Origin of the sequence: Sphingopyxis panaciterrulae (assembly GCF_014199295.1) — a bacterium.
In the GTDB taxonomy this organism is placed as follows: domain Bacteria; phylum Pseudomonadota; class Alphaproteobacteria; order Sphingomonadales; family Sphingomonadaceae; genus Sphingopyxis; species Sphingopyxis panaciterrulae.
Window position 1 is genome coordinate 501,106 of the sequence record NZ_JACIJH010000001.1, and the last position, 23,258, is coordinate 524,363.

At 68.9% G+C, this 23,258-nt stretch carries 15 protein-coding genes; 11 read left to right on the forward strand and 4 right to left on the reverse strand.

Annotated features, from left to right (window positions below; genetic code table 11):
- Positions 1-41: 41 nt before the first annotated feature.
- The 4 genes from FHR21_RS02430 to FHR21_RS02445 are packed head-to-tail and all read left to right on the forward strand — an operon-like array spanning position 42 to position 7,040.
- A complete protein-coding gene (locus tag FHR21_RS02430; protein WP_184094937.1) occupies positions 42-1,559 on the forward strand; it encodes a tryptophan halogenase family protein in 1,518 nt (505 codons plus the stop codon).
- Complete coding sequence (locus FHR21_RS02435; protein WP_184094939.1) at positions 1,556-3,352, forward strand: alpha-amylase family glycosyl hydrolase; 1,797 nt, start codon at positions 1,556-1,558, stop codon at positions 3,350-3,352. Before FHR21_RS02430 ends, FHR21_RS02435 begins: the two co-directional genes overlap by 4 nt.
- On the forward strand, positions 3,349-4,980 hold the full coding sequence (locus tag FHR21_RS02440) for an alpha-amylase family glycosyl hydrolase (protein ID WP_184094941.1): 1,632 nt from the start codon (positions 3,349-3,351) through the stop codon (positions 4,978-4,980). Before FHR21_RS02435 ends, FHR21_RS02440 begins: the two co-directional genes overlap by 4 nt.
- A 5-nt stretch (positions 4,981-4,985) precedes the next feature.
- Positions 4,986-7,040 (forward strand): glycoside hydrolase family 97 protein, encoded by a 2,055-nt coding sequence (locus FHR21_RS02445; protein ID WP_420825260.1) that lies wholly within the window; start codon positions 4,986-4,988, stop codon positions 7,038-7,040.
- Between the two features lie 9 nt (positions 7,041-7,049).
- Here FHR21_RS02445 and FHR21_RS02450 read toward each other — a convergent pair whose 3' ends face one another.
- Entirely contained in the window at positions 7,050-9,773 is a 2,724-nt protein-coding gene (locus tag FHR21_RS02450) for a protein kinase domain-containing protein (RefSeq protein WP_184094945.1), read from the reverse strand.
- Between the two features lie 129 nt (positions 9,774-9,902).
- Between FHR21_RS02450 and FHR21_RS02455 the strand changes: the two genes are divergently transcribed.
- The 7 genes from FHR21_RS02455 (at position 9,903) to FHR21_RS02485 (ending at position 20,534) form a co-directional block, all read left to right on the forward strand.
- On the forward strand, positions 9,903-10,283 hold the full coding sequence (locus FHR21_RS02455; protein ID WP_184094947.1) for a hypothetical protein: 381 nt from the start codon (positions 9,903-9,905) through the stop codon (positions 10,281-10,283).
- Positions 10,284-10,297: 14 nt separating this feature from the next.
- Positions 10,298-11,050, forward strand: a complete 753-nt coding sequence (locus tag FHR21_RS02460) for a hypothetical protein (protein ID WP_184094949.1) — start codon at positions 10,298-10,300, stop codon at positions 11,048-11,050.
- 28 nt (positions 11,051-11,078) lie between these two features.
- The gene (locus tag FHR21_RS02465; protein WP_184094951.1) at positions 11,079-11,741 is read left to right on the forward strand and encodes a hypothetical protein; all 663 of its coding nucleotides are present in this window, start codon (positions 11,079-11,081) and stop codon (positions 11,739-11,741) included.
- A 162-nt stretch (positions 11,742-11,903) separates the two neighbouring features.
- On the forward strand, positions 11,904-13,247 hold the full coding sequence (locus FHR21_RS02470) for a hypothetical protein (RefSeq protein ID WP_184094953.1): 1,344 nt from the start codon (positions 11,904-11,906) through the stop codon (positions 13,245-13,247).
- Between the two features lie 177 nt (positions 13,248-13,424).
- A complete protein-coding gene (locus tag FHR21_RS02475; protein ID WP_184094955.1) occupies positions 13,425-14,708 on the forward strand; it encodes a PAS domain-containing protein in 1,284 nt (427 codons plus the stop codon).
- Between the two features lie 165 nt (positions 14,709-14,873).
- Positions 14,874-19,586 (forward strand): NAD-glutamate dehydrogenase, encoded by a 4,713-nt coding sequence (locus tag FHR21_RS02480; protein ID WP_184094957.1) that lies wholly within the window; start codon positions 14,874-14,876, stop codon positions 19,584-19,586.
- A gap of 90 nt (positions 19,587-19,676) precedes the next feature.
- Positions 19,677-20,534 (forward strand): ATP-grasp domain-containing protein, encoded by an 858-nt coding sequence (locus tag FHR21_RS02485; protein WP_184094959.1) that lies wholly within the window; start codon positions 19,677-19,679, stop codon positions 20,532-20,534.
- Here FHR21_RS02485 and FHR21_RS02490 read toward each other — a convergent pair.
- The 3 genes from FHR21_RS02490 to FHR21_RS02500 all read right to left on the reverse strand — a co-directional run bounded on the left by FHR21_RS02490 (position 20,531) and on the right by FHR21_RS02500 (position 23,199).
- Positions 20,531-20,767, reverse strand: coding sequence for a ribbon-helix-helix domain-containing protein (locus FHR21_RS02490; RefSeq protein ID WP_184094961.1), 237 nt, complete (start codon positions 20,765-20,767; stop codon positions 20,531-20,533). The genes FHR21_RS02485 and FHR21_RS02490 overlap by 4 nt on opposite strands.
- A 161-nt stretch (positions 20,768-20,928) precedes the next feature.
- Positions 20,929-21,651 (reverse strand): acetoacetyl-CoA reductase, encoded by a 723-nt coding sequence (phbB, locus tag FHR21_RS02495; protein ID WP_184094963.1) that lies wholly within the window; start codon positions 21,649-21,651, stop codon positions 20,929-20,931.
- Between the two features lie 111 nt (positions 21,652-21,762).
- A complete protein-coding gene (locus FHR21_RS02500) occupies positions 21,763-23,199 on the reverse strand; it encodes a DUF1963 domain-containing protein (RefSeq protein ID WP_184094965.1) in 1,437 nt (478 codons plus the stop codon).
- Positions 23,200-23,258 lie beyond the last annotated feature (59 nt).

The following is a 23,258-nucleotide window of genomic DNA, read 5'->3' on the forward strand; positions in this document are numbered from 1 at the left end:
CTGTGGACTGACCGTCCTCTGGCGGCGCTGCACGAGAGGGAATGGGAAGAGTGGGCGACAGTCGCATCACGAAGGTGGTGATCGTCGGGGGCGGCACCGCGGGCTGGATGGCCGCCGCGGCGCTGTCCCGCACGATGGACGGCCTGTCGATCCGGCTGGTCGAAAGCGAGGAAATCGGCACGGTCGGGGTCGGCGAGGCGACCATTCCGTCGATCCGGCTGTTCAACGCGCTGATCGGCCTCGACGAGGATGATTTCGTCCGCGAAACGCGCGGATCGTTCAAGCTGGGCGTCCAGTTCCACGACTGGGGCCAGCTCGGCGACGTCTACATGCACGCCTTCGGGCAGGTCGGGCGCAGCCTCGGCATGCTGCCGTTCCAGCAATATTGGCTTCGGGGCCGGGCGGAGGGCGTCGCGGGCCGCTTCGGCGACTATTCGCTGAACGAGACCGTGGCGCTTCAGAACCGCTTCGCGCGGCTGCCCCATATCCCGAACACCAGCCTCGACGGCATCGCCTATGCCTTTCATTTCGACGCTGCGCTCTACGCGGCCTATCTGCGCCGGATCGCCGAGGCAGCCGGGGTCGAACGCACTGAAGGCAAGATCGCCGAGGTCAGGCGGAACGGCGAGAGCGGCCATGTCGAGGCGGTCGTGCTGGAAAATGGCACGGCGATAGAGGGCGAGCTTTTCATCGATTGCTCGGGCTTCCGCGCGCTGCTGATCGAAGGTGCGCTGGAAACCGGCTTCGAGGACTGGACGCACTGGCTCCCCTGCGATCGCGCGATCGCGGTGCCGAGCGAGAATGCCGGCCCGGCCCGGCCCTATACGCAGGCGTTCGCGCACCGGAGCGGCTGGCAATGGCGCATCCCGCTCCAGCACCGGACGGGCAACGGCCATGTCTTTTGCAGCGACTTCCTCAGCGAGGACGAAGCGGCGGCGATTCTGCTCGCCAACATCGAGGGCCGGCCGCTCGCCGAGCCGCGGACGCTGCGCTTCAGGACCGGGATGCGGCAGCGGGCGTGGAGCGGCAATGTCGTCGCGCTGGGACTCGCCTCGGGCTTCCTCGAACCGATCGAATCGACCAGCATCCACCTGATCCAGAACGGCATCGCCCGGCTGCTGGCACATTTCCCGGACCGCGATTTCGACGCCGCCAATATCGACGCCTATAACCGCCGGATTCGCTTCGATCACGAACGCATCCGCGACTTCATCATCCTCCACTATCACGCCAACCAGCGCACCGACTCGTCCTTCTGGACGCGGTGCCGCGAGATGGCGATCCCGGAGACGCTGGCGCGCAAGATCGCGCTGTTCCGAAGTCAGGGCCAGCTTGTCCGCGAGGGCGACGAGCTGTTCGTCGAAATCGGCTGGTTCCAGGTGCTGACGGGGCAGAATATCGTGCCGCGCGGCTATCACCCGATGGCCGATCAACTGAGCCGCGAGGAGCTGTCGGGCTTTGTCGGCGACATCGAAACGATCGTCGCGGGCGCCGCGTCGCGCCTCCCCACCCATGACGATTTCATCGCGCAGCATTGCGCGGCAGGAGTGCCCGCATGAGCCTTTTCGCATCCATCGCCGCGCTGAGCATGACGGGCGCCGCGCCCGCCGCCGTTCCCGCCGACGACTATCGCCAGCGGCGGCCCGAGGATGAAATCGTCTATTTCCTGCTGCCCGACCGGTTCGAGAATGGCGATCCCGGAAACGACAAGGGCGGGCTCGAAGGCGACCGGCTCGCGACCGGCTACGACCCGGCCGCCAAGGGCTTTTTCCATGGCGGCGACCTCAAGGGCGTGATCCGGCGGCTCGATTATATCCAGTCGCTCGGCGCGACGGCGATCTGGCTGTCGCCGGTGTTCAGGAACAAGGTGGTGCAGGGACCGAAGGGGCAGGAGAGCGCGGGCTATCACGGCTATTGGGTGACCGATTTCACGCAGGTCGACCCGCATCTTGGCACCAATGCGGATTTCAAGGCGCTGGTCGATGCCGCGCATGCGCGCGGGATGAAGGTCTATATGGACATTCTCATCAACCATACCGCCGACGTTATCGAGATGGCCGAATGCGACGGCTATGACTGCCCCTATCGCAGCCGCGCCGACTATCCCTATTCGCGCCGCGCCGCCGACGGGGCGCCGATCAACGACGGCTTCGCCGGCGATGCCGTCGCCTCGGCGGAAAATTACGCGCGGCTGACCGACCCGAATTTCGCCTATACGGTCAAGGTCGCGCCGCAGGAAAAGGACATCAAGGTCCCGACGTGGCTCAACGACCCGATCTATTACCACAATCGCGGCAATTCGACCTTCACCGGGGAGAGTTCGACGATGGGCGATTTCGTCGGGCTCGACGATCTGATGACCGAAAATCCCCGCGTCGTTCAGGGGTTCATCGACATCTATGGCGACTGGATCGACACATATAAAGTCGACGGATTCCGCATCGACACCGCCAAGCATGTGAACCCCGAATTCTGGCGGGTCTTCGCGCCCGCGATGCTCGACCGCGCGGCGAAGAACGGCATTCCGAACTTCCACATCTTCGGCGAATATGCGACCGGCGACATGGACCCGGTGATCACCGCGCAGGGCACGCGGGTCGCGGGGCTGCCGTCCAGTCTCGATTTCCCCTTTTTCGCGGCGGTTCGCGATGTGGTGGGCGGGACCAAGGCGCCCGACTGGCTGGAAAAGCTGTTCTCGGTCGACCCGCTCTATGGCGACGACGCGGTCGCGCTCCAGCTTCCGACTTTCACCGGCAATCATGATTTCGGCCGCTTCGCCCATTTCGCGCGCAAGGCCTTCCCGGACGCCAGCGACGACGAGATGCTGCGGCGCGTCGAATTCGCGCATGCGATGCTGCTGGGGCTGCGCGGCGTGCCCGTCCTCTATTCGGGCGACGAACAGGGGTTCACCGGCGACGGCGACGACCAGGATGCCCGCGAGGACATGTTCGCGTCGCAGGTCGCGATCTATAACGACAACGACCTGATCGGCACCGACGCGACGACCGCCGAAAGCAATTTCGACCCGAACCACCCGCTCTACCGCGCCTTCGCGCGGCTTGCGAAGCTGCGGCAGGATCATGTCGCGCTGCGCCGCGGCCGGCAGCTCATCCGCAGCTATGCCGAAAAGCCGGGGCTGTTCGCAGTGTCGCGCATCGACGCCGCGTCGGGGGAGGAAATCGTGCTGGCGTTCAACACCTCGAACGCGCCGCTGAGCGTCAATGTCGCCGTCGATCCCGCCAAGAACCGCTACATGTCGCTCCATGGCGACTGCCCGGCCGCGACCGCCGCGCCGGGGCAGCTCGCCATCAACCTGCCACCGCTCGGATATATGATCTGCGAAGCCCGATGAACGAACTCTCTCCCCTGTCGCCGTCCGCCCGCCAGTCGCTGCATCCCTGGTGGAAGGGCGCGGCGATCTACCAGATCTATCCGCGCAGCTTTGCCGATTCGAACGGCGACGGCATCGGCGACCTTGCGGGTATCACCGCGCGGCTCGACCATGTCGCGTCGCTGGGCGTCGACGCGATCTGGCTGTCGCCCTTCTACCCCTCGCCGATGGACGATTTCGGATACGACATCGCCGATTATTGCGATGTCGACCCGATCTTCGGCACGCTGGCCGATTTCGACGCGCTCGTCGCGCGCGCGCATGCGCTGGGGCTGAAGGTCACGACCGACCTCGTCTTTTCGCACACCTCCGACCGGCACGCCTGGTTTGCGACAAGCCGCGCGCGCAAGGATAATGACAAGGCCGACTGGTATGTCTGGGCCGATGCCAGGGCCGACGGGTCGCCGCCGACCAACTGGCAGTCGGTGTTCGGCGGCCCGGCCTGGACGTGGGACGCGCGGCGCTGCCAATATTATCTCCATAATTTCCTCGGCTCGCAGCCGCAGCTCAACGTCCACAACCGCGACGTGCAGGACGCGCTGCTGGGTGTCGTGCGCTTCTGGCTGGAGCGCGGGGTCGACGGGTTTCGCATCGACGCGATCAACTTTTCGATGCACGACCCCGAACTGCGCGACAATCCGCCGGCGCCGCCGTCGAACAAGCCGCGCACCCGGCCGTTCGATTTCCAGCAGAAGATCTACAACCAGTCGCATCCTGACATTCCGCTGTTCCTCGAACGCATCCGCGCGCTGACCGACGAATATGAGGGCCGCTTCACCGTCGCCGAGGTCGGCGGCGACGATGCGGCGCGCGAGATGAAGCTGTTCACCGCGGGCGAGCGGCGACTGAACAGCGCCTATGGCTTCGACTTCCTCTACGCCGATCGCCTGACCCCGCAGCTCGTGCGCGAGGCGGCCGAGGGCTGGCCCGACGCGCCGGGGGTCGGCTGGCCGAGCTGGGCGTTCGAGAATCACGACGCGCCGCGCGCGCTGTCGCGCTGGACCCCCGAGGACGTCGACCCCGCGGCCTATGCGCGGATGAAGATGGCGCTGCTCTGCGCGCTGCGCGGCAACATCATCCTCTATAATGGCGAGGAATTGGGGCTGGGGCAGGTCGAGATTCCCTTCGAGCTGGTTAAGGACCCCGAGGCGCGCAAGAACTGGCCGCTGACCCTGTCGCGCGACGGCGCACGTACGCCGCTGCCCTGGGCGGCGGAGGCGGCGCACGCTGGTTTCTCCGACACCGATCCTTGGCTGCCGCTGGGCGCGGACCATGCCGCGCTCGCGGTCGACCGGCAGGAGGCCGACCCCGCGTCGATGCTCGCGCTGACCCGCCGCCTCGTCGCGCTGCGCGCCGCGCATCCGGCGCTGCGCTGCGGCGACAATGCGCACTGGGTTGTCGAGGGCGACCTGCTCGCCTTCGACCGGATCGCGGGGGGAGAGACGATCCGCTGTCTCTTCAACCTCGGCGGCAGTACGATCGACCTGGCGGCGCGCGGCGACGGCGGCATTCCGCTTGTGGCGCTGAACGGCGCCGACCCCGCCCTGCTGCCTCCGTGCGGCGCGCTCTGGCTTCAGATGGAAGGATGATTTCGATGTTCCGCCCCGCTCTCCCCGCGCTTCTCACTCCCCTCGCGCTTTTCGCTGCGACGCCCGCGCTCGCGCAGGAGGCGCGCCCGCAGCAGACGCTCGCCTCGCCCGACGGCAGCATCGTGCTCACCGTGTCGACCGACAATGACGCGCGCCCGACCTGGTCGCTGTCGCGCAAGGGCAAGCTGCTGATCGCGCCGTCGAAGCTCGGCTTCCTGTTGACCGACGGCATCGGGCTCCAGCGCGGCTTCGCCATCGAAGGGGCGGAGCGCGCGAGCGGCGACGACAGGTGGGAGCAGCCGTGGGGCGAGCGCCGCTATGTCCGCGACCATTATAACGAACTGCTCGTGCGCTTCCGCCAGGACGAAAGCTGGGGCGGCCATGCGATGAACCTGCGCTTCCGTCTGTTCGATAACGGCATCGGCTTCCGCTACGAACTGCCCGAGCAGGCGGGGTTCAAGACCGCGAAGATCGCCGACGAGGTCACCGAATTCGACATCGCGCCCGAGGGCACCGCCTGGTGGATCACCGGCGGCGAATGGAACCGCTACGAGCAAATCTATCAGAAGACGCCGATCGACGCGGTCGCGACCGCGCACACGCCGATCACCATGCGCCTCGACGACGGCACGCATCTGGCGTTCCACGAGGCGGCGCTGGTCGACTATTCGGGCATGTGGCTGAAGCGCGTCGAGGGGCGCAAGTTCCGCGCGACGCTGGCGCCCTCGTCGCGTGGGCCGCGCGTCGTGCGCGACCTGCCCTTCCATACGCCGTGGCGCACGATCCGCATTGCCGACGACGCGGCGGGGCTGGTCGAGAACGACCTCGAACTCAACCTCAACGAACCCAACAAGCTCGGCGACGTCAGTTGGTTCAAGCCGATGAAATATATTGGCATCTGGTGGGGAATGATCCGCGGGCCGTGGAGCTGGGCCGAGGGGCCTAACCACGGCGCGACGACCGAGCGGACCAGGCAATATATCGACTTCGCGGCGAAGAACGGCTTCGGCGGCGTGCTCGTCGAGGGGTGGAACAAGGGCTGGAACGGCAATTGGTTCGGCCATGGCGACGACTTCAGCTTTACCGAGGCGACCCCCGATTTCGACCTGAAGGCGGTCACCGACTATGCGCGGAAGAAGGGCGTGACGCTGATCGGTCATCACGAGACCGGCGGCAATATCGCGCACTACGAAGCGCAGCTCGAGGATGCGATGGCTCTATACGAAAAGCTGGGCGTCAAGGCGGTGAAGACCGGCTATGTCGCCGACGCGGGCGGGATCATCGCGCCGGGCGCAACGCCGGGGACGACCGCGATGGAATGGCACGATGGCCAGCGGCAGGTCGAGCATCATCTGAAAGTTGTCGAAGTTGCCGCGCGGCATCACATCGCGGTCAATGCCCATGAGCCGGTCAAGGACACCGGGCTCCGCCGCACATACCCCAATTGGGTCGCGCGCGAGGGCGCGCGCGGGATGGAGTATAATGCGTGGGGCGCCTTCGCGAACGGGCCGGACCATGTTCCGACACTGGTCTACACGCGGATGTTGTCGGGTCCGATGGATTATACGCCGGGCGTGCTGAGCCTCGAGGGCGCGAACGGCGCTCCGCTCGCCTCGACGCTGGCCAAGCAGCTCGGCCTCTATCTCGCCGTCTATTCGCCGATCCAGATGGCGGCCGATTTCGTCGAGACGCTGGAAAAGCATCCGCGCGAACTGGAATTCATCAAGGCGGTGCCCGCCGACTGGGCCGAGAGCCACCTGATCGCGGGCGAAGTCGGCGACTATGCGATCTTCGCGCGCAAGGACCGCAATAGCGCCGACTGGTATGTCGGCGGGGTCAACGACGCGACCGCGCGCACGCTGACGCTGAATTTCGATTTCCTCGATCCGGGCAAGAGCTATACCGCGACGATCTGGAAGGATGGCGAGGGCGCGACCTATCTGACCGAGGCGCGGCACAAGATCGCCTATGAGACGATCCAGGTGAAGAAGGGCGACACCTACAAGCTGTGGCTCGCCCCCGGCGGCGGCGCGGCCATCCGCCTCACGCCGGGGAAGTAGGCGGCGATGTCAGGACGTCAGCCGCGCTTCGAGCGCCTTGATCCGGTCCTGGACGAAGCGATCCTGCGTGTCCTTGAGGTGGGGACCGGCCTTGGCGAACAGGCGCCGCGCCTCGGCAGGGTTCCTTTCGCCCAGCGCGATCTCGGCGAACGCCAGGTCGACCAGCGCGCCATAATGGGGGTCGCCGACGAGCTGCGCGACCTTCGCGGGATCGACCGTCCGAAGCAGCGCCTTGGCCTCGGCATAATGATGCGCCTGGATCAGGCAATCGGCGAGCGCGGCGTCGATCGCCTGGGCGAGCGCTTCGCCGCGAGTCATCGCAGCGCGTGCAGCGCGGATATTCGCGATGCCCTGATCGAGTTTCCCCGCGCGGCATTGCGATATGCCGATGTCGGTGCGCCCCGCGACCGCGGCGAAGGAGGAGGGGCCGTCCTTGGCCGCCGCGGCGCGCCAGACGCGCTCACCATCGACCGCCGCATCGGCATAGCGGCCCACGCCGCCCAATGACTGCTGGCGCGCCGCCAGCAGCAGCAGCGTATAGCGATGGTTCGGACCCAGCCGCTTTTCCATGACCGGCAGCAGCGCGTCGAGGACCGCGATCGCCTCGGGATAGCGTTGCTGCACCATCAGCGCCTGGCCGACATTGAGGCGCAGGAACAGCGTGTCGGGATGGTCGCGGCCGACGAGCCTCGTCATCTCGGCAACGAGCGGCCGGAACGCCTTTTCGGCCGCCGCGCCGTCGCCGAGGCGGATCAGTGCGAAGGCGTGGCGCTGGCCGAAATTGACGATCTGGCGCGGCGAGAACAGCTCGGGCTGCGTCCGCGCGGCCTGCCACGCGCGGCCGAAATGATCGCGCGAGCCAGGGACATCCTCGCCCGCGAGCGCGGCCATGCCCCGCGCCGATTCGAGCCAGACGGTCGTTTCGGGGCTGTCGATGCCTTTCGCGTCGATCGTCTTCGCGGCGGCGGCGATCATGCCGCGCGCGGTGTCGAGGCTACCCGGCTGGGTCGACAGCGCGAGCGCCGACGCATGCTGCAGCCGGACGTTGACGCCATCGGCCGCGCCCGATGCGCCGGCGCGGTCGTAGCTGCGCTCGGCCGCCTCATAATAGCGGAAGGCGTCGGCATAGTCCGAGCGCATGTCGAAGGCGCGCGCGAGCGTTGCATAGAGATAGCCCGCGATGCGCGGCTGATCCTCGAAGCGCTCCGCGATCGTGCCGCCGGCGCGATTGACCGCGGCGACCAGCGTTTCCTCGGCGGCGTCGGCGTGGGCGGGGTCGACGCTCGCGAGCACATCCTCGGCGAGGAAGCGGTAGCTCGCCTCCGAAACCTGCTGCGCGGTGCGCGCCTCGTTGCGCTGCCTGACGGCATAGGCGGCGAAGGCCGAGGTGCCGACGAGCCCGAGGATCAGGCTGGCGGCCGCCGCACGCATCCACGGGCGGCGGGCGGCGCGGCGCTCATCCTGTCGCTTCTGTTCGGCGAGGAAGGCGGCGTGCTCGGCTTCGCGCGCCGCGGCGAGACGGCGGTCCGCGAGTCGTTCGAGCCGGTCGGCGAGGTCGCCCGCGCTGTCGAGCCGTTCGCCGGGCGTGCCGGCGGCGGCGCGGCCGATGTCGCCGCGGAGCAGCGGGTCGGTGACCCGGCCCTCCCATCCGGGCGCGAGAGACGCGGAGAAATCGCCAACGACGAGCTGATAGAGGATCAGCCCGAGCGCATAAATGTCGCTCTTCACCGTCGGCACCGCGTCGCCGACCAGTTCGGGCGCGCGATAGGCGAGGGTGCCTGAGCGCGGCTCGTCCTTGCCGAGATCGGCGTCGAGCGAGCCGGGGTCGGTGATGTCGAAGCTCGCGAGCAGCGCGTCGTCGAGCAGCCGGCCGCTGCCGAAATCGACGAGACGGACGACGGCGGTGCCATCGACTTCGTCGATCAGGATATTGGCGGGCTTCAGGTCCTTGTGGAGGATGCCGACGGCGTGGATGCCCGCGACCGCGCGCGCGATCATCGCCGCGACCGCGAGCCGGTCCTCGATCGGAATCGCCGGCAGGCCGCCCGCTTCCTCTGCCCATGCAAGGAGGTCGCGCCCGCCCCACGCATATTCGAGGAAGAAGGGCGGCGCGTCGAAATTCCATTCGTGGAGCATCGGCAGCGGCGCCGCCTTGCCGAGCGCGGCGAAGACGAGCCGCGACAGCGCCGCCTCGCGTTTCAGCGCGCGCAGCCGGTCGGGCGCGTCGGCGAATTTGAAGATGCGCGCCTCGCCGGTCTTGGTCTGGCGCGCGAGCCAGACATCCTCGCTGCCGCTGTCGCCGAGCGGGCGTTCGAGCTGCCATGCCTTGCGCGCCGGAACGGCGTCCCCCGAGGCGAAGGCGAAACGCGGCGCGAGCGGCGTGTCGATGCTCGCCACCTCGACCGGCGCGACGAGGCGGTAGCCGACGCGCGAGACGGTGGCGATCACGCTCTGGCTGTCGGTCGCGGTGCCCAGCGCCTTGCGCAGTTTCGAGATGGCGGTCGCGAGCGAGCCCTCGACCACGACGACGCCGGGCCAGACCGCATCGAACAATTCCTCCTTGGTCACGACTTCGCCCGCGCGCAGCAGCAGTTCATGGAGCACTTCGAGCGGTTTGCCCTCGACCGCGGCCGGCGCGCCATCGACGCGCAGCGCCCAGCTCGCTTCATCGAACTCCGCGCTTGCAAAGCGCCACAGGCGCCGTCGCCGCCGCGACGAATGGGTACTCGACATGCCCTGCAACCCCCCGGTGAAATACGACTTTAGAAATTCTTGAGAATCCTATCAAGACTTTGAGGATGGCCTCGAATTAGCTTTCCACTGTTCAACCGGCCGGGTCCGGTTTTGGGGAGGTATTCGACGATGAAACCGCATCTCATTCTTTTGTCGCTGCTGTTCGCGGGGGGCGCCGGCGTGGCGCTGGCCGGATGCGGCCAGTCCGATTTCGCGAGGATGGTCGAGGCCGAATGCGCGCAGGATGGCGACCCGGGCAAGGATTGCTCGTGCATCGCCTCGCAGCTCGACGACGGGCTGCCCGACCGGGTCAAGGTCGCCTTTCCGGCGCTGCGCTGGCCGATGAAGCCCGCGCCGCAGGACCGCGAGGCGGTGAACAACCAGCTCTTGCGCGCGGCCGGGGTCGATCCCGCCGACCGCCAGGCGGTCGAGTCGATCCGGCAGGAATTTAAGGACAGCTATTACCCGCTGCGCAACGCGGTCCGCGCGGCGTGTGGCGGTTCGGTCTGAGGGAGGGCGGAACGATGAAAGGCAAGATATTGGGATATAGCGAAGCCGACGGCAGCGGGGCGATTTCCGCCGACGACGGCTCGCGCCACCGCTTCACCCGCGCCGACTGGCGCGGCGACAAGCCGCCTGCGACCGGCATGGTCGTCGATTTCGAGAGTAGCGAGGGCGCTGCGAAGGAGATTTATCCGGTCGGCGGCGCGGCGCTCGCCGCGCTCGGCAACATCAACGTTGACCTGTCGGGCCTGTCGGGTTCGGCCGGCGGTGCGCGGGCGACCGAGCTGTTCACCAAGTCGCTCGCGGTGCCGCTCGCGCTCGTCGTGCTGCTCGCCTGTTTCCTGACCGCGCTGTCGTCGCCGATGAAGGGCGTCAGCCTGATCGGTCTCGGCGACGCGGTGGCCGAACTCGAAGGGGCGGCGCGTATGGCGAGCATGATGGGCGGCGGCGGCGATTCGGGGCTGGGGGGACTCGGCGCGCTGCTGATCCTGCGCTTTGCCGCGCCGCTCGCCGCGCTGTGGCTCGTCTGGGCGGCCTGGGCGGGCAAGGCCGAGCGGCTGCCGATGCTGGTCACGGGAGCCGCGACCATCGTCGCGGCGCTGCTCGTCGTCCTGGTCAGGCAGGCTGTGCTGTCGGCGGTGCCCGACATGGCGCGCGACATGATGGCGAGCCAGATTCACCTGGGGCTGGGCGTCTGGCTGCTGCTGCTTTCCGGCGCGGGGCTGATCGCGGGCGGGCTCGGCCTGATCCGCAACCCGCTCGCCAGGGGCTGAGCGCCGTCGGGCAAGGGAAGGCACGAGGATGAGCGACGACACTCCACCCATCCGCAGCATCGAAGAGGTGCATGGCTGCTATCGCACGGGCACGGTTCGCGGCGTCGGCAACTGGTCCGAAACCCGCGTCCACGCATCGAGCAGCGGCGGCGGAGGCTATCTCCACAACGGCAGCGGCCATGTCTCTGCGCCGACGGTCAGCGTCTCCTCGACGAGCACCGAGGTGCTGCGCTTCTTCATGGAATATGACGATGAGGACGAGGAGGAGGTGACGATCAAGGGCGGCGGTTTCGCGGTGCGCGAGGGGCAGCGGGTGTCGGTGATCCGCGTCAGCTCGCGGCCGAACTGGGGCTATAATATCGCCTATTACAACCACAAGACGGGCACGGCCTATGCGCCCGACTATCGCCTTGCGTGGCCGCTCGACAAGAAGCCGTCGCGCAAGCCGGCGCTGTTCGCCGCGATCCTGATCGCGACGATAGGCAGCTTCGCGCTGAGCTTCCTTGGGCCGGTCATCGCCCTCGGCGTCTTCGTCTGGGGGCTCCATGCCTATGGGCAGAAGATGCGCGGATATCGCGAACTGACCGCGGCCGTGCGCCGCAAGGCCGACGACATGCTGGCCGAGGCGAAGGCCGGGCATGCGCGCTCGCGCGGTCCGGCCGCGATCGAGGAGGTTTCCGTGGGGGGGTGATGGGCGCTGCCATCGCAGCGCTCGTCGCCATGATCGCGATCGGATCCGGGGCCGCGACCCCCCCGGGTCCGGTCGCGGTCAACCGATCCGCGGCGGGGTCGATACGCACCGCTCGGGTTGAGCGGATTTCTTTGCTTTCATTGCCGGTCGGGAGGTTCCGCCATGCACAGTCTGTTCGCTTTCCTGTCGCTTGCCGCCTGGTCGGTTCAGGCCGCCGCCGCGCCCGCCGCGGCGCCGGCGAAGGCCTGGCCGCGCGAGGTTCAGGCGGCCTATGACGACCTGAAGACCGAATGCCGCGCTAGCGGGGGCAAGTTCATCGCCGACCGCGCGGCCTTCGCCACCGAGACCGAACTCACCAATGACGGCAAATCCGACTGGGTGCTCGAATATGCCGCGACGCGCTGTTCGAACGCCGGCTATTCGGCGTGGTGCGGCACCGCGGGCTGCATGATCTCGATCCTCGGGTCGAGTCCCGGGGGCTTGCGCGCGATCTTCGGAGATAATGTGCGCGGATGGAGCGCGGTCGACCTCGGGCGCGGGCGCAAGGGGCTCGAAATACCCGTCCACGGAACCGTCTGCGGCGGTGCGGGCGCGGAAGCCTGTATCGAGACGCTTGCCTGGAACGGGCGCAAATGGGATCTGGTCAAGCGCCATCGCTGGACCGACGCCGATTATGCGGCCGAGCAGCGGAGGCAGGCCGCGGCGGGCGCGGTGGAATTGCCGCCGCAGCACGAGACGCGCTGGCAGTTCGGGGGCAGCGGTGCCGGCGCGGTTGCGGCGACCACCGGCCACCCCGAATTCGTGGCGCTCGGGCTGCGATGCCAGCCCGGCGGCGGCGTCTATATGACGCTTGTGCCCAAGCCGGGCCTGTCGCTGCCACCCGCCGGCCGGCCGCTGCTCGTCAACTTCACCGGCAGCGAGGGCGGCTATGACGCGACGCAGACGCTGGTGCAGGAGCCGGGCAAGAGCGATTTCAGCGGCCCGATCGACCCCGGCGTCGAAGGGCTGCTGATCGGCGCCGACACCGGGCTTGACCCGATCGCGAGCGCCAGCGGCGGCGACGAGTGGCAGGAACTGAGCTATCTGTCGCTCGCCGGATCGACCGCGGCGATCCGTTCGCTTCGCCAGCAATGCGACGGCGCCGCAGGGGCGGCGTCGAGCGCGCAGGCGGCGGGCCGGAAGCCGGTCGCGCCGCTCGGCATCCTTCCCGGCTATTATGTGTCGGAAAGCGAGCCCTGCGCGCAGCCGAGTTTCGAGGCGCTCTTCTATGACGGCCGGCGGCTGGGGCTGGTGCGCGGCGGCGGCGCGCCGGGCAGCGACGAGGAGAATTTCGTCGGCCCGCTCGGCAAGGTGGAGCGGTCGGGCAAGGCCCTCTTCCTTCCGGAGTGGGGAATGGAGGTGCGTGTCCTGTCCCCGACGCGCATCCAGCTCACCATCCAGGACTCCGAGGCGCCGCGGCGCTGGTGCCCGGCCGAGGGGATGCCCGCGAAGTGGCGGGTGCGATAGGAAAAAGTTGGAAGCGGCGTCGGGCAGGTGGATATTCCGCGTCACCCTGGGCTTGACCCGGGGTGACCAAAGGACAGGGGCTTCCACATCCGCCCCCGGGCGAAGTCCATCGTTTACGCCGCTTTTACCAGTCGCGGTGCATAGATTCGGCCCGATAGTCGTGACTGGGGACAGATGATGGACAGCATGCGCGGCCTGCTTTCGGGCAGCCACGGCCAGGACGATGGCGGAATCGACGCCCCGGTCGCCGTTGGCGTCGACGAGCGGCGGATGCAGGTCCGCGCCTATAATCACTGGGCGTCGCTGCTGTCCGACCGCGCCTATCCGTCGGTCGAGGACCTCGACCTCGGGCATGTCGGCGATTTCGGACCGCATTCGGTGTTGCTCGATTTCACGGCGGGACTCGAGAATCCGGGGGTCGCCTTTCTGGGCGACCGGCTGCGCGCCGAGTCGCAGATCGACGCCGATGTCCGGCATATCAGCCAGATCCCCGGCCGGTCGCTGCTGTCGCGGCTGACCGACCATTATCTTCAGATCATCGCCAACCGCGCGCCGATCGGTTTCGAGGCCGAGTTCGTGAACGACCGCGGCACGACGATCATGTACCGCGGCATCCTGCTCCCCTTCTCGTCCGACGGCGAGGCGATCGACTTCATCCTCGGGGTCATCAACTGGAAGGAAGCGGCACCCGCCGCGCAGGAAGAGGAATTGCAGCTTTCCGTCGAGCAGGCGCTGCGCAGCGCGCCGCCGCTGACCGCGCCGGTCCCGGTGTGGGCCGACGGCCCCGTTTCGAGCCCCCTCGACGACGAAGAGGCCGCGCCCGGTTTCGCGGCGCTCGACGAAACACCCGCCGATCCGGTCGAGCTCGCCGACTGGCTGGCGGCCGCGCGCGAGACCGCGGCCCGCGCGCTCGTCGCCGACAGCCGCAGCCGCAGCGCGCTCTATCAGGCGGTCGGGCGGGCGTGGGACTTCGCGCTCGCCGCCGAAACGCAGCCCGAGGCCCTGACCGAGCTGCTGAACGACGCGGGGCTGAAGGCGCAGGCGCGCGCGCCGATGACGCCGGTGGTCAAGCTGGTGTTCGGCGCCCATTACGACAAGACGCGGCTGGCCGAATATGCCTGCGTGCTTGGCCATGCGAAGGCCGAAGGGGTCGCGCGCGGCGGCCTTGCCGCCTATCTCGACCGCTATCCGGGCGGGCTCAAGGGGCTGGTCAGGGACGCCCGCGCGCGCCGCAAGCCGGTGGACGCGGCCGTGCCGCCGGCCGGTGCGGGGCTCGCCGCGCTGCGAACGGCGCATCCCGCGGTGATCCTGGAGCATGACGCGGGCGAGGCCGAGTTCGTCGTGCTGATCGCGCGCGCGATGCCCGGCGGGCATATCGGCATCGTCGCCAAGGCGGCCGACGACGCGGCGCTGGTCGCGAAGCTGGCGAAGGCGGCGATCGCGATCACGCCTAGCGGATGACGCTTGTCGCTGCAGCGCAACAGACAATCCCAGTTTTGAAATATTTTTACGCGGGGCCGTCCGCGGGCCTTGAGCCGTGCGCGCGGCAGGCGCATAGGGGAGGGACGAGCGGGCTGGCCGATCGGCGGCGAAAGCCCGTCTTTTTGGTTCGGGATATTGCACCCTATGCCTGACAAGACGTCGACCGACATTCCGGAACCCGACCCTTCGGTTTCGGCCCCCTCCATTCCCAAGAAAATCCAGTCCGCCTATCTGACCGCCCTGCGCGGCAGCGCGCTGCCCGGCGAAGGCGACGACATGGATGGCACGGCGCTCGCCGACGCGAGCGCTTTCGTCGCGGGGGTCGCGCTCGACCGCCCGCCGGGCCAGCCGGTGCTGGCGCTCGAACCGATGGCCGCCGACGGCACCGACCGGCGGATGCGCCTCGCCATCGTCAACGACGACATGCCCTTCCTCGTCGATTCGACCTCGCAGGTCGCGGCGGCGCAGGGGCTGGTCGTCCACCGCATCCTGCACCCCGTGGTGTCGGCCAAGCGCGACGCCAAGGGACATCTGACCGACGCGGGCGCGCCCGAAAAGGGCGGCGCGGGCCGCGAATCGGTCATCTATATGGAAATCGAGCGCGGCGATGCCCGTGCCCGGCGGCGCCTGCTCGACGCGATCGAGACGGCGCTGGCCGACGTACGCGCGGCGGTGGCCGACTGGAAGCCGATGCGCGCCGCGATGCTGGCCGACGCGGCGATCCGATCCGACGACGAGGGCGCCGAACTGCTGCGCTGGTTCGAAGGCGGGGCGATGACCCAGCTCGGCCACGAATGGCGCACGCGCGCGGGCAAGGCGCAGGACCGGCTCGGCATCTGCGCGTCGAGCAGCAGCCAGCTCCTGTCGCCCGAAGCGCTCGACGCCGCCTTCGCCTGGTTCGACAAGGGCGGCCGTGCGCCGCTGCTCATCAAGTCGAACCGGCTGTCGGCGGTGCATCGCCGCGTCCTGCTCGACCTGGTCGTCGTGCCCGAGATGAAGGGGAAGACCGCCGAGCGGCTGTCGATCCACGCCGGCCTGTGGACCAGCCAGGCGCTGTCGACCCCGCCCGCCAAGGTGCCGATGCTGCGCGCCCGGCTTGCCGAGTTGATGGCGAAGTTCGGCTTCGACCCCGCGGGCCACGCCGGCAAGGCGCTCGCGCACGCGCTGACCGCGCTGCCGCACGACCTGCTGATCGCTTTCGACGGCGAATCGCTCGAACGGCTCGCGCTGACCTCCATGTCGATCACCGACCGACCGCGGCCGAAGCTGGTGACGGTGAAGAGCGCGCTCGGGCGGCATCTGTTCGTCTTCGTCTGGCTGCCGCGCGACGAGGTGTCGACCGGCCGCCGGCTGGCGATCGAGGGCATGCTGGCGCGCGAGGCGCGCGCCGGCGTCATCGGCTGGACGATGGTGCTCGAGGACGGCGGCGCGGCGCTGCTGCGCTATGCGCTCGACCTCAGGAGCGGCGGCGTGATCCCCGAGGAGGGGCAGCTCAATACCATGCTGGAACAGATGGTGCGCGGCTGGCAGCCCGAGGTCGAGGCGGCGCTGGCGAGGCGCGGCGATGCCGGCCGCGCGGCAGCGCTGGCGGCGCGCTTCGCGCCGCTTTTCCCGCCCAATTATCGCAACCTCTATGACCCCGAAGAGGCGGCGCGCGACATTCTGCGGTTGCGCGACCTCGACGCCGAGCATCCGCGCGGCGTGCGGCTCGCGCTCAAGAGCCTCGACGGCGACGATCGGCTGCGGCTGAAGGTCTATAGCGCGTCGGGCGCGCTCGCGCTGTCCGACGTCGTGCCGGCGCTCGAACATTTCGGTTTCGAGGTGCTGGAAGAGATTCCGACCGCGCTGAACTATGGCCGGCCGACCTCGCTCGAGGGCGAGGACCCCGCCTTCATCCACGATTTCACGCTCAAGCTGCCACCGTCGGTCGACGAGACCGCGCTGCTGCCGCACGTGCCGGTGATCGAGGCGGCGATCGCCGCGGTGCTCGAAGGCAGCGCCGAGAATGACGCGTTCAACGAACTGGTGCTCGTCACCCAGACCGACCCCAAGGCGATCGTCTGGCTGCGCGCCTGGTTCCGCTATCTGCGCCAGGGCGGTTCCTCTTATGGCATGGATACCGTCGTCGCGGCGCTGCGCCACGCGCCCGAGCTGACCGCGAAGCTGATCGAGCGTTTCTGCGCGCTGCACGATCCCGAGACGCGCGACGCAAAGCGTGCCGAGGCGCTGGCGGACGAGATCCAGGCGGCGTTTGCGGGCATCAAGTCGATCGACGAGGACCGCATCCTGCGCCTGTTCAACGCGGTGATCGGCGCGACGCTGCGCACCAACGCCTTCGCCCCCGCGGCGGCCGAGGCGCTGGCGTTCAAGATCGATTCGAGCCGCATTCCGGGGCTGCCCAAGCCGCTGCCGTGGCGCGAGGTGTTCGTTTACAGCCCCCGCGTCGAGGGCATCCACCTGCGCGCCGGCCCGGTCGCGCGCGGCGGGCTGCGCTGGTCCGACCGGCGCGACGACTTCCGCACCGAAATCCTCGGCCTGATGAAGGCGCAGCGGGTCAAGAATGCCGTCATCGTGCCGACCGGCGCGAAGGGCGGCTTCTATCCGAAGGCGCTGCCCGATCCGACGCTCGACCGCGACGCATGGTTCGCCGAGGGGAAGGAATGCTATCGCATCTTCATCCGCTCGCTGCTGTCGATCACCGACAATATCGTTGGCAGCAAGGTCGTGCATCCGAAGAAGGTCGCGATCCACGACGGCGAGGACCCCTATTTCGTCGTCGCCGCCGACAAGGGCACCGCGACCTTTTCCGACGTCGCCAACGCGCTGGCGATGGAGCGCGACTTCTGGCTCGGCGATGCCTTCGCGAGCGGCGGGTCGCACGGGTACGACCACAAGGCGATGGGCATCACCGCGCGCGGCGCCTGGGTTTCGGTCCAGCGCCATTTCGCCGAAATGGGCGTCGACGTGCAGACCGACACGGTCCGCGTCGTCGGCTGCGGCGACATGTCGGGCGACGTGTTCGGCAATGGCATGCTGCTGTCGAAGGCGATCAAGCTGGTCGCGGCGTTCGACCATCGCCACATCTTCCTCGATCCCGACCCCGATCCGGCGAAGAGCTGGAAGGAGCGCGAGCGGCTGTTCAATCTGCCGCGGTCGAGCTGGGACGATTATGACAAGACGCTGATCTCGACGGGCGGTGGCGTCTTTCCGCGCAGCCAGAAGAGCATTCCGCTGACCCCCGAGGTGCAGGCGGCGCTCGGCCTGTCGCAGGCCGAGATCGAGCCGACCGCGCTGATCTCCGCCATCCTCAAGGCGCCGGTCGACCTACTGTGGTTCGGCGGCATCGGCACCTATGTGAAGGCAGCGAGTCAGAACAATGCCGAGGTCGGCGACCCCGCCAACGACGCGCTGCGCGTCGATGCCGAGGATCTGCGCGTCCGTGTGGTGGGCGAGGGCGCGAACCTAGGCACGACCCAGGCATCGCGCATTGCCTTTGCGCTGAAGGGCGGTCGGATCAACGCCGACTTCGTCGACAACAGCGCCGGCGTCGACTGCTCGGATAACGAGGTCAACATCAAGATCGCGCTGAACCGCGAGATGGCCGAGGGGCGGCTGGCGCAGGACGCGCGCGACGCGCTGCTCGTCCGCATGACCGACGACGTAGCGGCGCTGGTGCTCGAGGACAACCGTCTCCAGGCGCTCGCGCTGTCGATCGCCGAAAAGGGCGGGGCGGGCGCGGTGCCGTCGCTGGTGCGGATCATGGAGACGTTCGAGGGATCGGGCCGGCTCGACCGCAAGGTCGAGGGGCTGGCGGCGAACGACGAGTTGATGCGCCGCGCGCAGGAAGGGCGCGGGCTGACCCGGCCCGAGCTGGCGATATTGCTCTCGACCGCCAAGCTGGCGTTGCAGGACGCCATCGAGGCGAGCGACCTGCCCGACGATCCGGCGCTGGCCGGCGATCTCGCCGCGGCGTTCCCGGCCGAGATGCAGCGCGATTTCGCGGCCGCGATCGCCGATCACCAACTGCGGCGCGAGATCATCGCGACCAAGCTCGCGAACCGCATCGTCAACCGCATGGGCGTCGTCCATCCCTTCGAGCTGGTCGAGGAGGAAGGCTGTTCGCTCGGCGATGTCGCGGCGGCGTTCGTGGCGGTCGAACGGTTGCTCGACATGCGCGAGATATGGGCCGAGCTCGACGTCGCCAAGATCGACGAATCGATCCGGCTGTCGCTGTTCGCGCAGGCGGCGTCGGCGATGACCTCGCAGATGGCCGACCTGCTCCGCGTCGCGCCGACGCGGACGCAGCCGGGGGCGATCGTCGACCGGCTCGAACCCGGCGTCGACCGGCTGACCGCCGGGGTCGATGCGCTGCTCAGCGAATCGGTGCGGCGCCAGTGGGACATGCTGAGCCAGCAACTGCTCGACGCCGGCGCGCCCGAGGCGCTGACCGCGGCGGTGGTGCGGCTGTTCAAGACCGATGGTGCGATCGGCATCGTCGACCTGGCCGAACGGCGCGGCGACGACGAGATCGCGGTGACCCACGCCTTCACCCATCTGGGCGACGCGCTGGGGCTCGACTGGGCGCAGACGCTTGCGGCGCATATGAGCCCGAGCGATCCGTGGGAGCGATTGCTGGTCAACAGCCTCGCGCGCGATTTCCAGCAGATGCGCCTCGGTTTCCTTGCCGGGCTGTCGGGCAAGAATCTCGACGCGGCGGTCGGCGCCTGGCTCGCCGAGCAGGCGCCGCGCGTCGCGCAGTTCCGCGCCACCGTCGACCGGGCGCGGCTGGTGCCGAACCCGAACGGCGCGATGCTGTCGCACCTCGCGGGGCAGGCGCGCGGACTGCTCGGGCGGTGATAGGGGAAAGGGCCGGCGCGCGCCGGCCCTTGTCGCGGCGCACGGGGCAGGATAGGGGCGCCTTTCCCGTCCTCCCCGAAAGTCTCCGCCATGCCCTTTCAGCCGCGCGTCGCGATCCTCATCCCGGCGGCGGATTATGGCGAGCATTGGCGGCCGGCGCTCGCGCGCAAGACGGCGGCGCTGACCGCGGCCGGACTGGCGGTCGAACCACGCGTGTGGACCGATCCGGGCGACTTTTCGGGCTTCGACCTGATCCTGCCGCTGCTCGCCTGGGGCTATCCGCGCGCGGTGGATCGTTGGTACGCGCTGCTCGACCGACTCGAGGCCGAGGCACTGCCCGTCGCCAATCCGGTGCCGGTGCTGCGCTGGAACAGCGACAAGGCCTATCTCACTGAGCTGGGCGCCAGGGAGGTCGCGGTGGTGCCGACGATCGAGGTCGCGGCGCTCGACGAGGCCGCATTGGTGGCGGCGCGCCGGGCGTTCGATACCGAAGAGTTGATCGTGAAGCCGCCGGTGTCGGCGGGTTCGGACGGCACCCACCGGCTCGCGGCCGAGGCCGCCGTCCCCGCCGATGCGCGCGGGCAGCGGCGGCTGATCCAGCCCTTCATGCCCGGCGTGCTCGCCGAGGGGGAGTATTCGCTCTTCCTGTTCGGCGGCCGCTATAGCCACGCGATCGTCAAGCGCCCGGCGGCGGGCGATTTCCGCGTCCAGCCGCAATTCGGCGGCCGCGAAGAACTGTGGGACGCAAGCACCGCGGCGCGCGACCTCGCCGAAGCCGCGCTGGCGGCGGTGCCGGCGGCGACCGTCTATGCCCGTGTCGACATGATCGGCGACGGACACGGCGGGCTCGCGATCATGGAGCTGGAGCTGATCGAGCCGCAGCTCTTCCTGAATTTCGCGCCCGACAAGGGGGCGGCGTTCGGGCGGGCGGTTTACGCGGCCCTTTAGCGGCTCGCTCGCCCCAGCCACAGCCATTGCCGGATCGCCGAGGTCAGGTTGGGCGGATCGTCCGCCTCCATCCGTTCGACGTCGATGCGCGCGACGAGGGCGTTGACCGGCAGGTTTCGTCGCTGGGCTTCCGCCTCCAGCGCGTCCCAGAAGACGGGTTCGAGGCTGATCGAGGTCGGGTGGCCGGCGATGGTCACCGAGCGTTTGACGGGGGGATGGAGGGGAATCGGCATCCAATGCTCCAGCGGTGATGGCCAAGCCGCCGCCAGCCGGCTCCCGCGAAGACGGGGGTCAGACGGGTTGGCCGGCCTTTTGGGCCGACCGCCCCGCTGCCCGTGCCGGCGCCTAATGCGTCGTTCGCCTTGCGAACGCCTTCGTTACGCGCCTGCCGCCGTCAATACATATGCTGTCCGCCGTTGATGCTCATCGTCGATCCGGTGACGAAGCCGGCTTCCTCGCTGCACAGGAAGGCGACGCCGCGTGCGATCTCGCTCGCCTGGCCGAGGCGGCCGACGGGGATTTTGGCGACGATCTTTTCCAGCACCGGGGCGGGGACCGCGGCGACCATGTCGGTGTCGATATAGCCGGGGGCGATCGCGTTGACCGTCACGCCCTTCTTGGCGCCTTCCTGCGCGAGCGCCTTGGTGAAGCCGTGGATGCCCGATTTGGCGGCGGCATAATTGACCTGGCCGTACTGGCCCGCCTGGCCGTTGATCGAGCCGATGTTGACGATGCGGCCCCAGCCGCGCTCGACCATGCCGGGAAAGGTCGCTTTCGCCATGTTGAAGCAGCCGCCGAGGTTGATGCGCATCACATCGTTCCAGTCGTCGAAGCTCATCCGCGCGAGGGTGCCGTCGCGGGTGATGCCGGCATTGTTCACCACGATGTCGATCGGTCCGACCTCTTCGGTCACCCGCGCGCAGCCGTCGAGGCAGGCCTGATGGTCGCCGACGTCCCATTTATAGGCGCGGATGCCGGTGCGGTCGGTGAAGGCCTTCGCCTTTTCGTCGTTGCCGGCATAGTTGGCGACGACGGTGACGCCCTGGCCCTGGAGCGCGAGGCTGATCGCCTCCCCGATGCCGCGGCTGCCGCCGGTGACGATTGCGATGCGTGCCATGAAAACTCTCCCACACAGATTGTCCGTCCTGATTAGGACGCGCCGCGGCGCCCGGCAAGTTGACCGGCACGTCAATCGCAAAGCTATTCAAATGGGTAGCGCGGCGCGCCGTCAGCGGGTGCGCAGCGTGCGGACTTTCGAGAAATCGCCGGCCGCCAGATCGGCCTTGCGGATGATCAGCAGCAGCGCGCCTTCCTCCTCGCCGATGCGCCGGCTCATCAGTCCGCTCGTCGGCAGTTCGAGCAGCACCGCTTCGCGTTCGGGGTCGAAACCGGGGAGGGGAAGGGCGGGCGGTCCCATCGCCGCCATCTCGCGCGCCGCGAGATCCTGCCATAGGGGCTCGAAATAGGCGCGCGCCGGGGCCGACAGGCGCGACGGGTCGGCGCACCAGGCATGCTTGGCATGATCGAAGAGCAGCGCGCGATACTCGTGGACCCACAGCGGCGCGCGCGGATCGTGGCGGGTCAGCGGCAAAGCGGGACCGGCCGCGGCGTCGGGGACCCAGCGGATCGCGTGGAGCGCGGCCATCACCGCGGTCGCGTCGGCGGCGGTGAAGGGGTGCTGGTCGGCGCTGTCGCGGATGATCGCGACGATCTCCGCCGCGCTCGCCGCCGCGGCGCGATTCGCCTCTCCGCCGCCGACCAGCCGCGCCAGCCGCCGGTCGAGCACCGCCGCCATCAGGCGCAGGCTGTCCCAGTCGAAGGGGTGGAAGGCGGGGTCGGCGATGTCATAGTCTGCGGCGTCGGTCATGTCGCCGGGCGCCGCTTCGTCGCGCGGGTCGGAATCGCCTGGCCGCACCGCGACGACATCGACCGGCCATTCGGGGAAGGCGCGAACGGCGAGCGCCGCGAAGTCGCCGAAGCCGACGCCACCGTGCGGCGCGAAGATCGCGTCGCCGGCGCCCTGCGGAGCCTCGCGCGGCGGCCCATCCTCGGCGAGGTGGAGTATGATGGCCTCGCCGGTCATCGGATGCGCGAAGACCGCAAGCCAGCCCTCGCGTGGCCCGAGCCCGTCCCACAGGTCGGGCGGCAGGTCGGCGCAGGCGATCTGGGCAAGGAAATCGCCCTTGACCCCGTCGATGCGCGGCCAGTCGAGCGCGGCGGGCAGGCGCGGACGCCCGCCGAGGCGGCTGCGCGTCTGGATCGCGTCGCGCAGCGGAATCTGCGGCACCAGCCGCACGCGCACCACGGTGTCGTCAATGGGCCCCTCGGCGGCGCGGGCCTCGACCTCGCTGGCCATCGCATCGAGCGTCTGTTCGAGGGCGGCCGGCGGCGGAGCCGGTTCGGGCGGGACGAAGGGGTCGGCCGCGCGTGGTTCGACGGGCGTCGCCTTGATCCGCGCGAGTCGCGACGGGGCGATCTCGACCTCGGGAATCGCCTCGCGGCGCGTGCGGGGCAGCGATGGAAGCCGGAGTTCGCGGACCTGCTTCGGCGCGCGCGGTATCGTCTGATGGCGCGGACGGCGGCGCCACCAGATCAGCCCGGCGGCGAGCAGGAACAGCACGGTGATCGCGGTCCACGCCAGCAGCGCCGATTGCAGATCGTCCATCGCGAACCTCCCGATTCGGTGCCGGTCGGCACCGTTTCGGCGCCAGTCTAGAGAAAGAT

Excerpts from the sequence above, each read along its gene's own strand:
- FHR21_RS02460 (WP_184094949.1), top strand. The coding sequence starts at position 10,298 with ATGAAAGGCAAGATATTGGGATATAGCGAAGCCGACGGCAGCGGGGCG.
- FHR21_RS02445 (WP_420825260.1), top strand. The coding sequence starts at position 4,986 with ATGTTCCGCCCCGCTCTCCCCGCGCTTCTCACTCCCCTCGCGCTTTTC.
- FHR21_RS02490 (WP_184094961.1), bottom strand. The coding sequence starts at position 20,767 with ATGCCGATTCCCCTCCATCCCCCCGTCAAACGCTCGGTGACCATCGCC.
- FHR21_RS02430 (WP_184094937.1), top strand. The coding sequence starts at position 42 with ATGGGAAGAGTGGGCGACAGTCGCATCACGAAGGTGGTGATCGTCGGG.
- FHR21_RS02465 (WP_184094951.1), top strand. The coding sequence starts at position 11,079 with ATGAGCGACGACACTCCACCCATCCGCAGCATCGAAGAGGTGCATGGC.
- FHR21_RS02435 (WP_184094939.1), top strand. The coding sequence starts at position 1,556 with ATGAGCCTTTTCGCATCCATCGCCGCGCTGAGCATGACGGGCGCCGCG.
- FHR21_RS02450 (WP_184094945.1), bottom strand. The coding sequence starts at position 9,773 with ATGTCGAGTACCCATTCGTCGCGGCGGCGACGGCGCCTGTGGCGCTTT.
- FHR21_RS02480 (WP_184094957.1), top strand. The coding sequence starts at position 14,874 with ATGCCTGACAAGACGTCGACCGACATTCCGGAACCCGACCCTTCGGTT.
- FHR21_RS02455 (WP_184094947.1), top strand. The coding sequence starts at position 9,903 with ATGAAACCGCATCTCATTCTTTTGTCGCTGCTGTTCGCGGGGGGCGCC.
- FHR21_RS02475 (WP_184094955.1), top strand. The coding sequence starts at position 13,425 with ATGGACAGCATGCGCGGCCTGCTTTCGGGCAGCCACGGCCAGGACGAT.
- FHR21_RS02500 (WP_184094965.1), bottom strand. The coding sequence starts at position 23,199 with ATGGACGATCTGCAATCGGCGCTGCTGGCGTGGACCGCGATCACCGTG.
- phbB (WP_184094963.1), bottom strand. The coding sequence starts at position 21,651 with ATGGCACGCATCGCAATCGTCACCGGCGGCAGCCGCGGCATCGGGGAG.
- FHR21_RS02470 (WP_184094953.1), top strand. The coding sequence starts at position 11,904 with ATGCACAGTCTGTTCGCTTTCCTGTCGCTTGCCGCCTGGTCGGTTCAG.
- FHR21_RS02440 (WP_184094941.1), top strand. The coding sequence starts at position 3,349 with ATGAACGAACTCTCTCCCCTGTCGCCGTCCGCCCGCCAGTCGCTGCAT.
- FHR21_RS02485 (WP_184094959.1), top strand. The coding sequence starts at position 19,677 with ATGCCCTTTCAGCCGCGCGTCGCGATCCTCATCCCGGCGGCGGATTAT.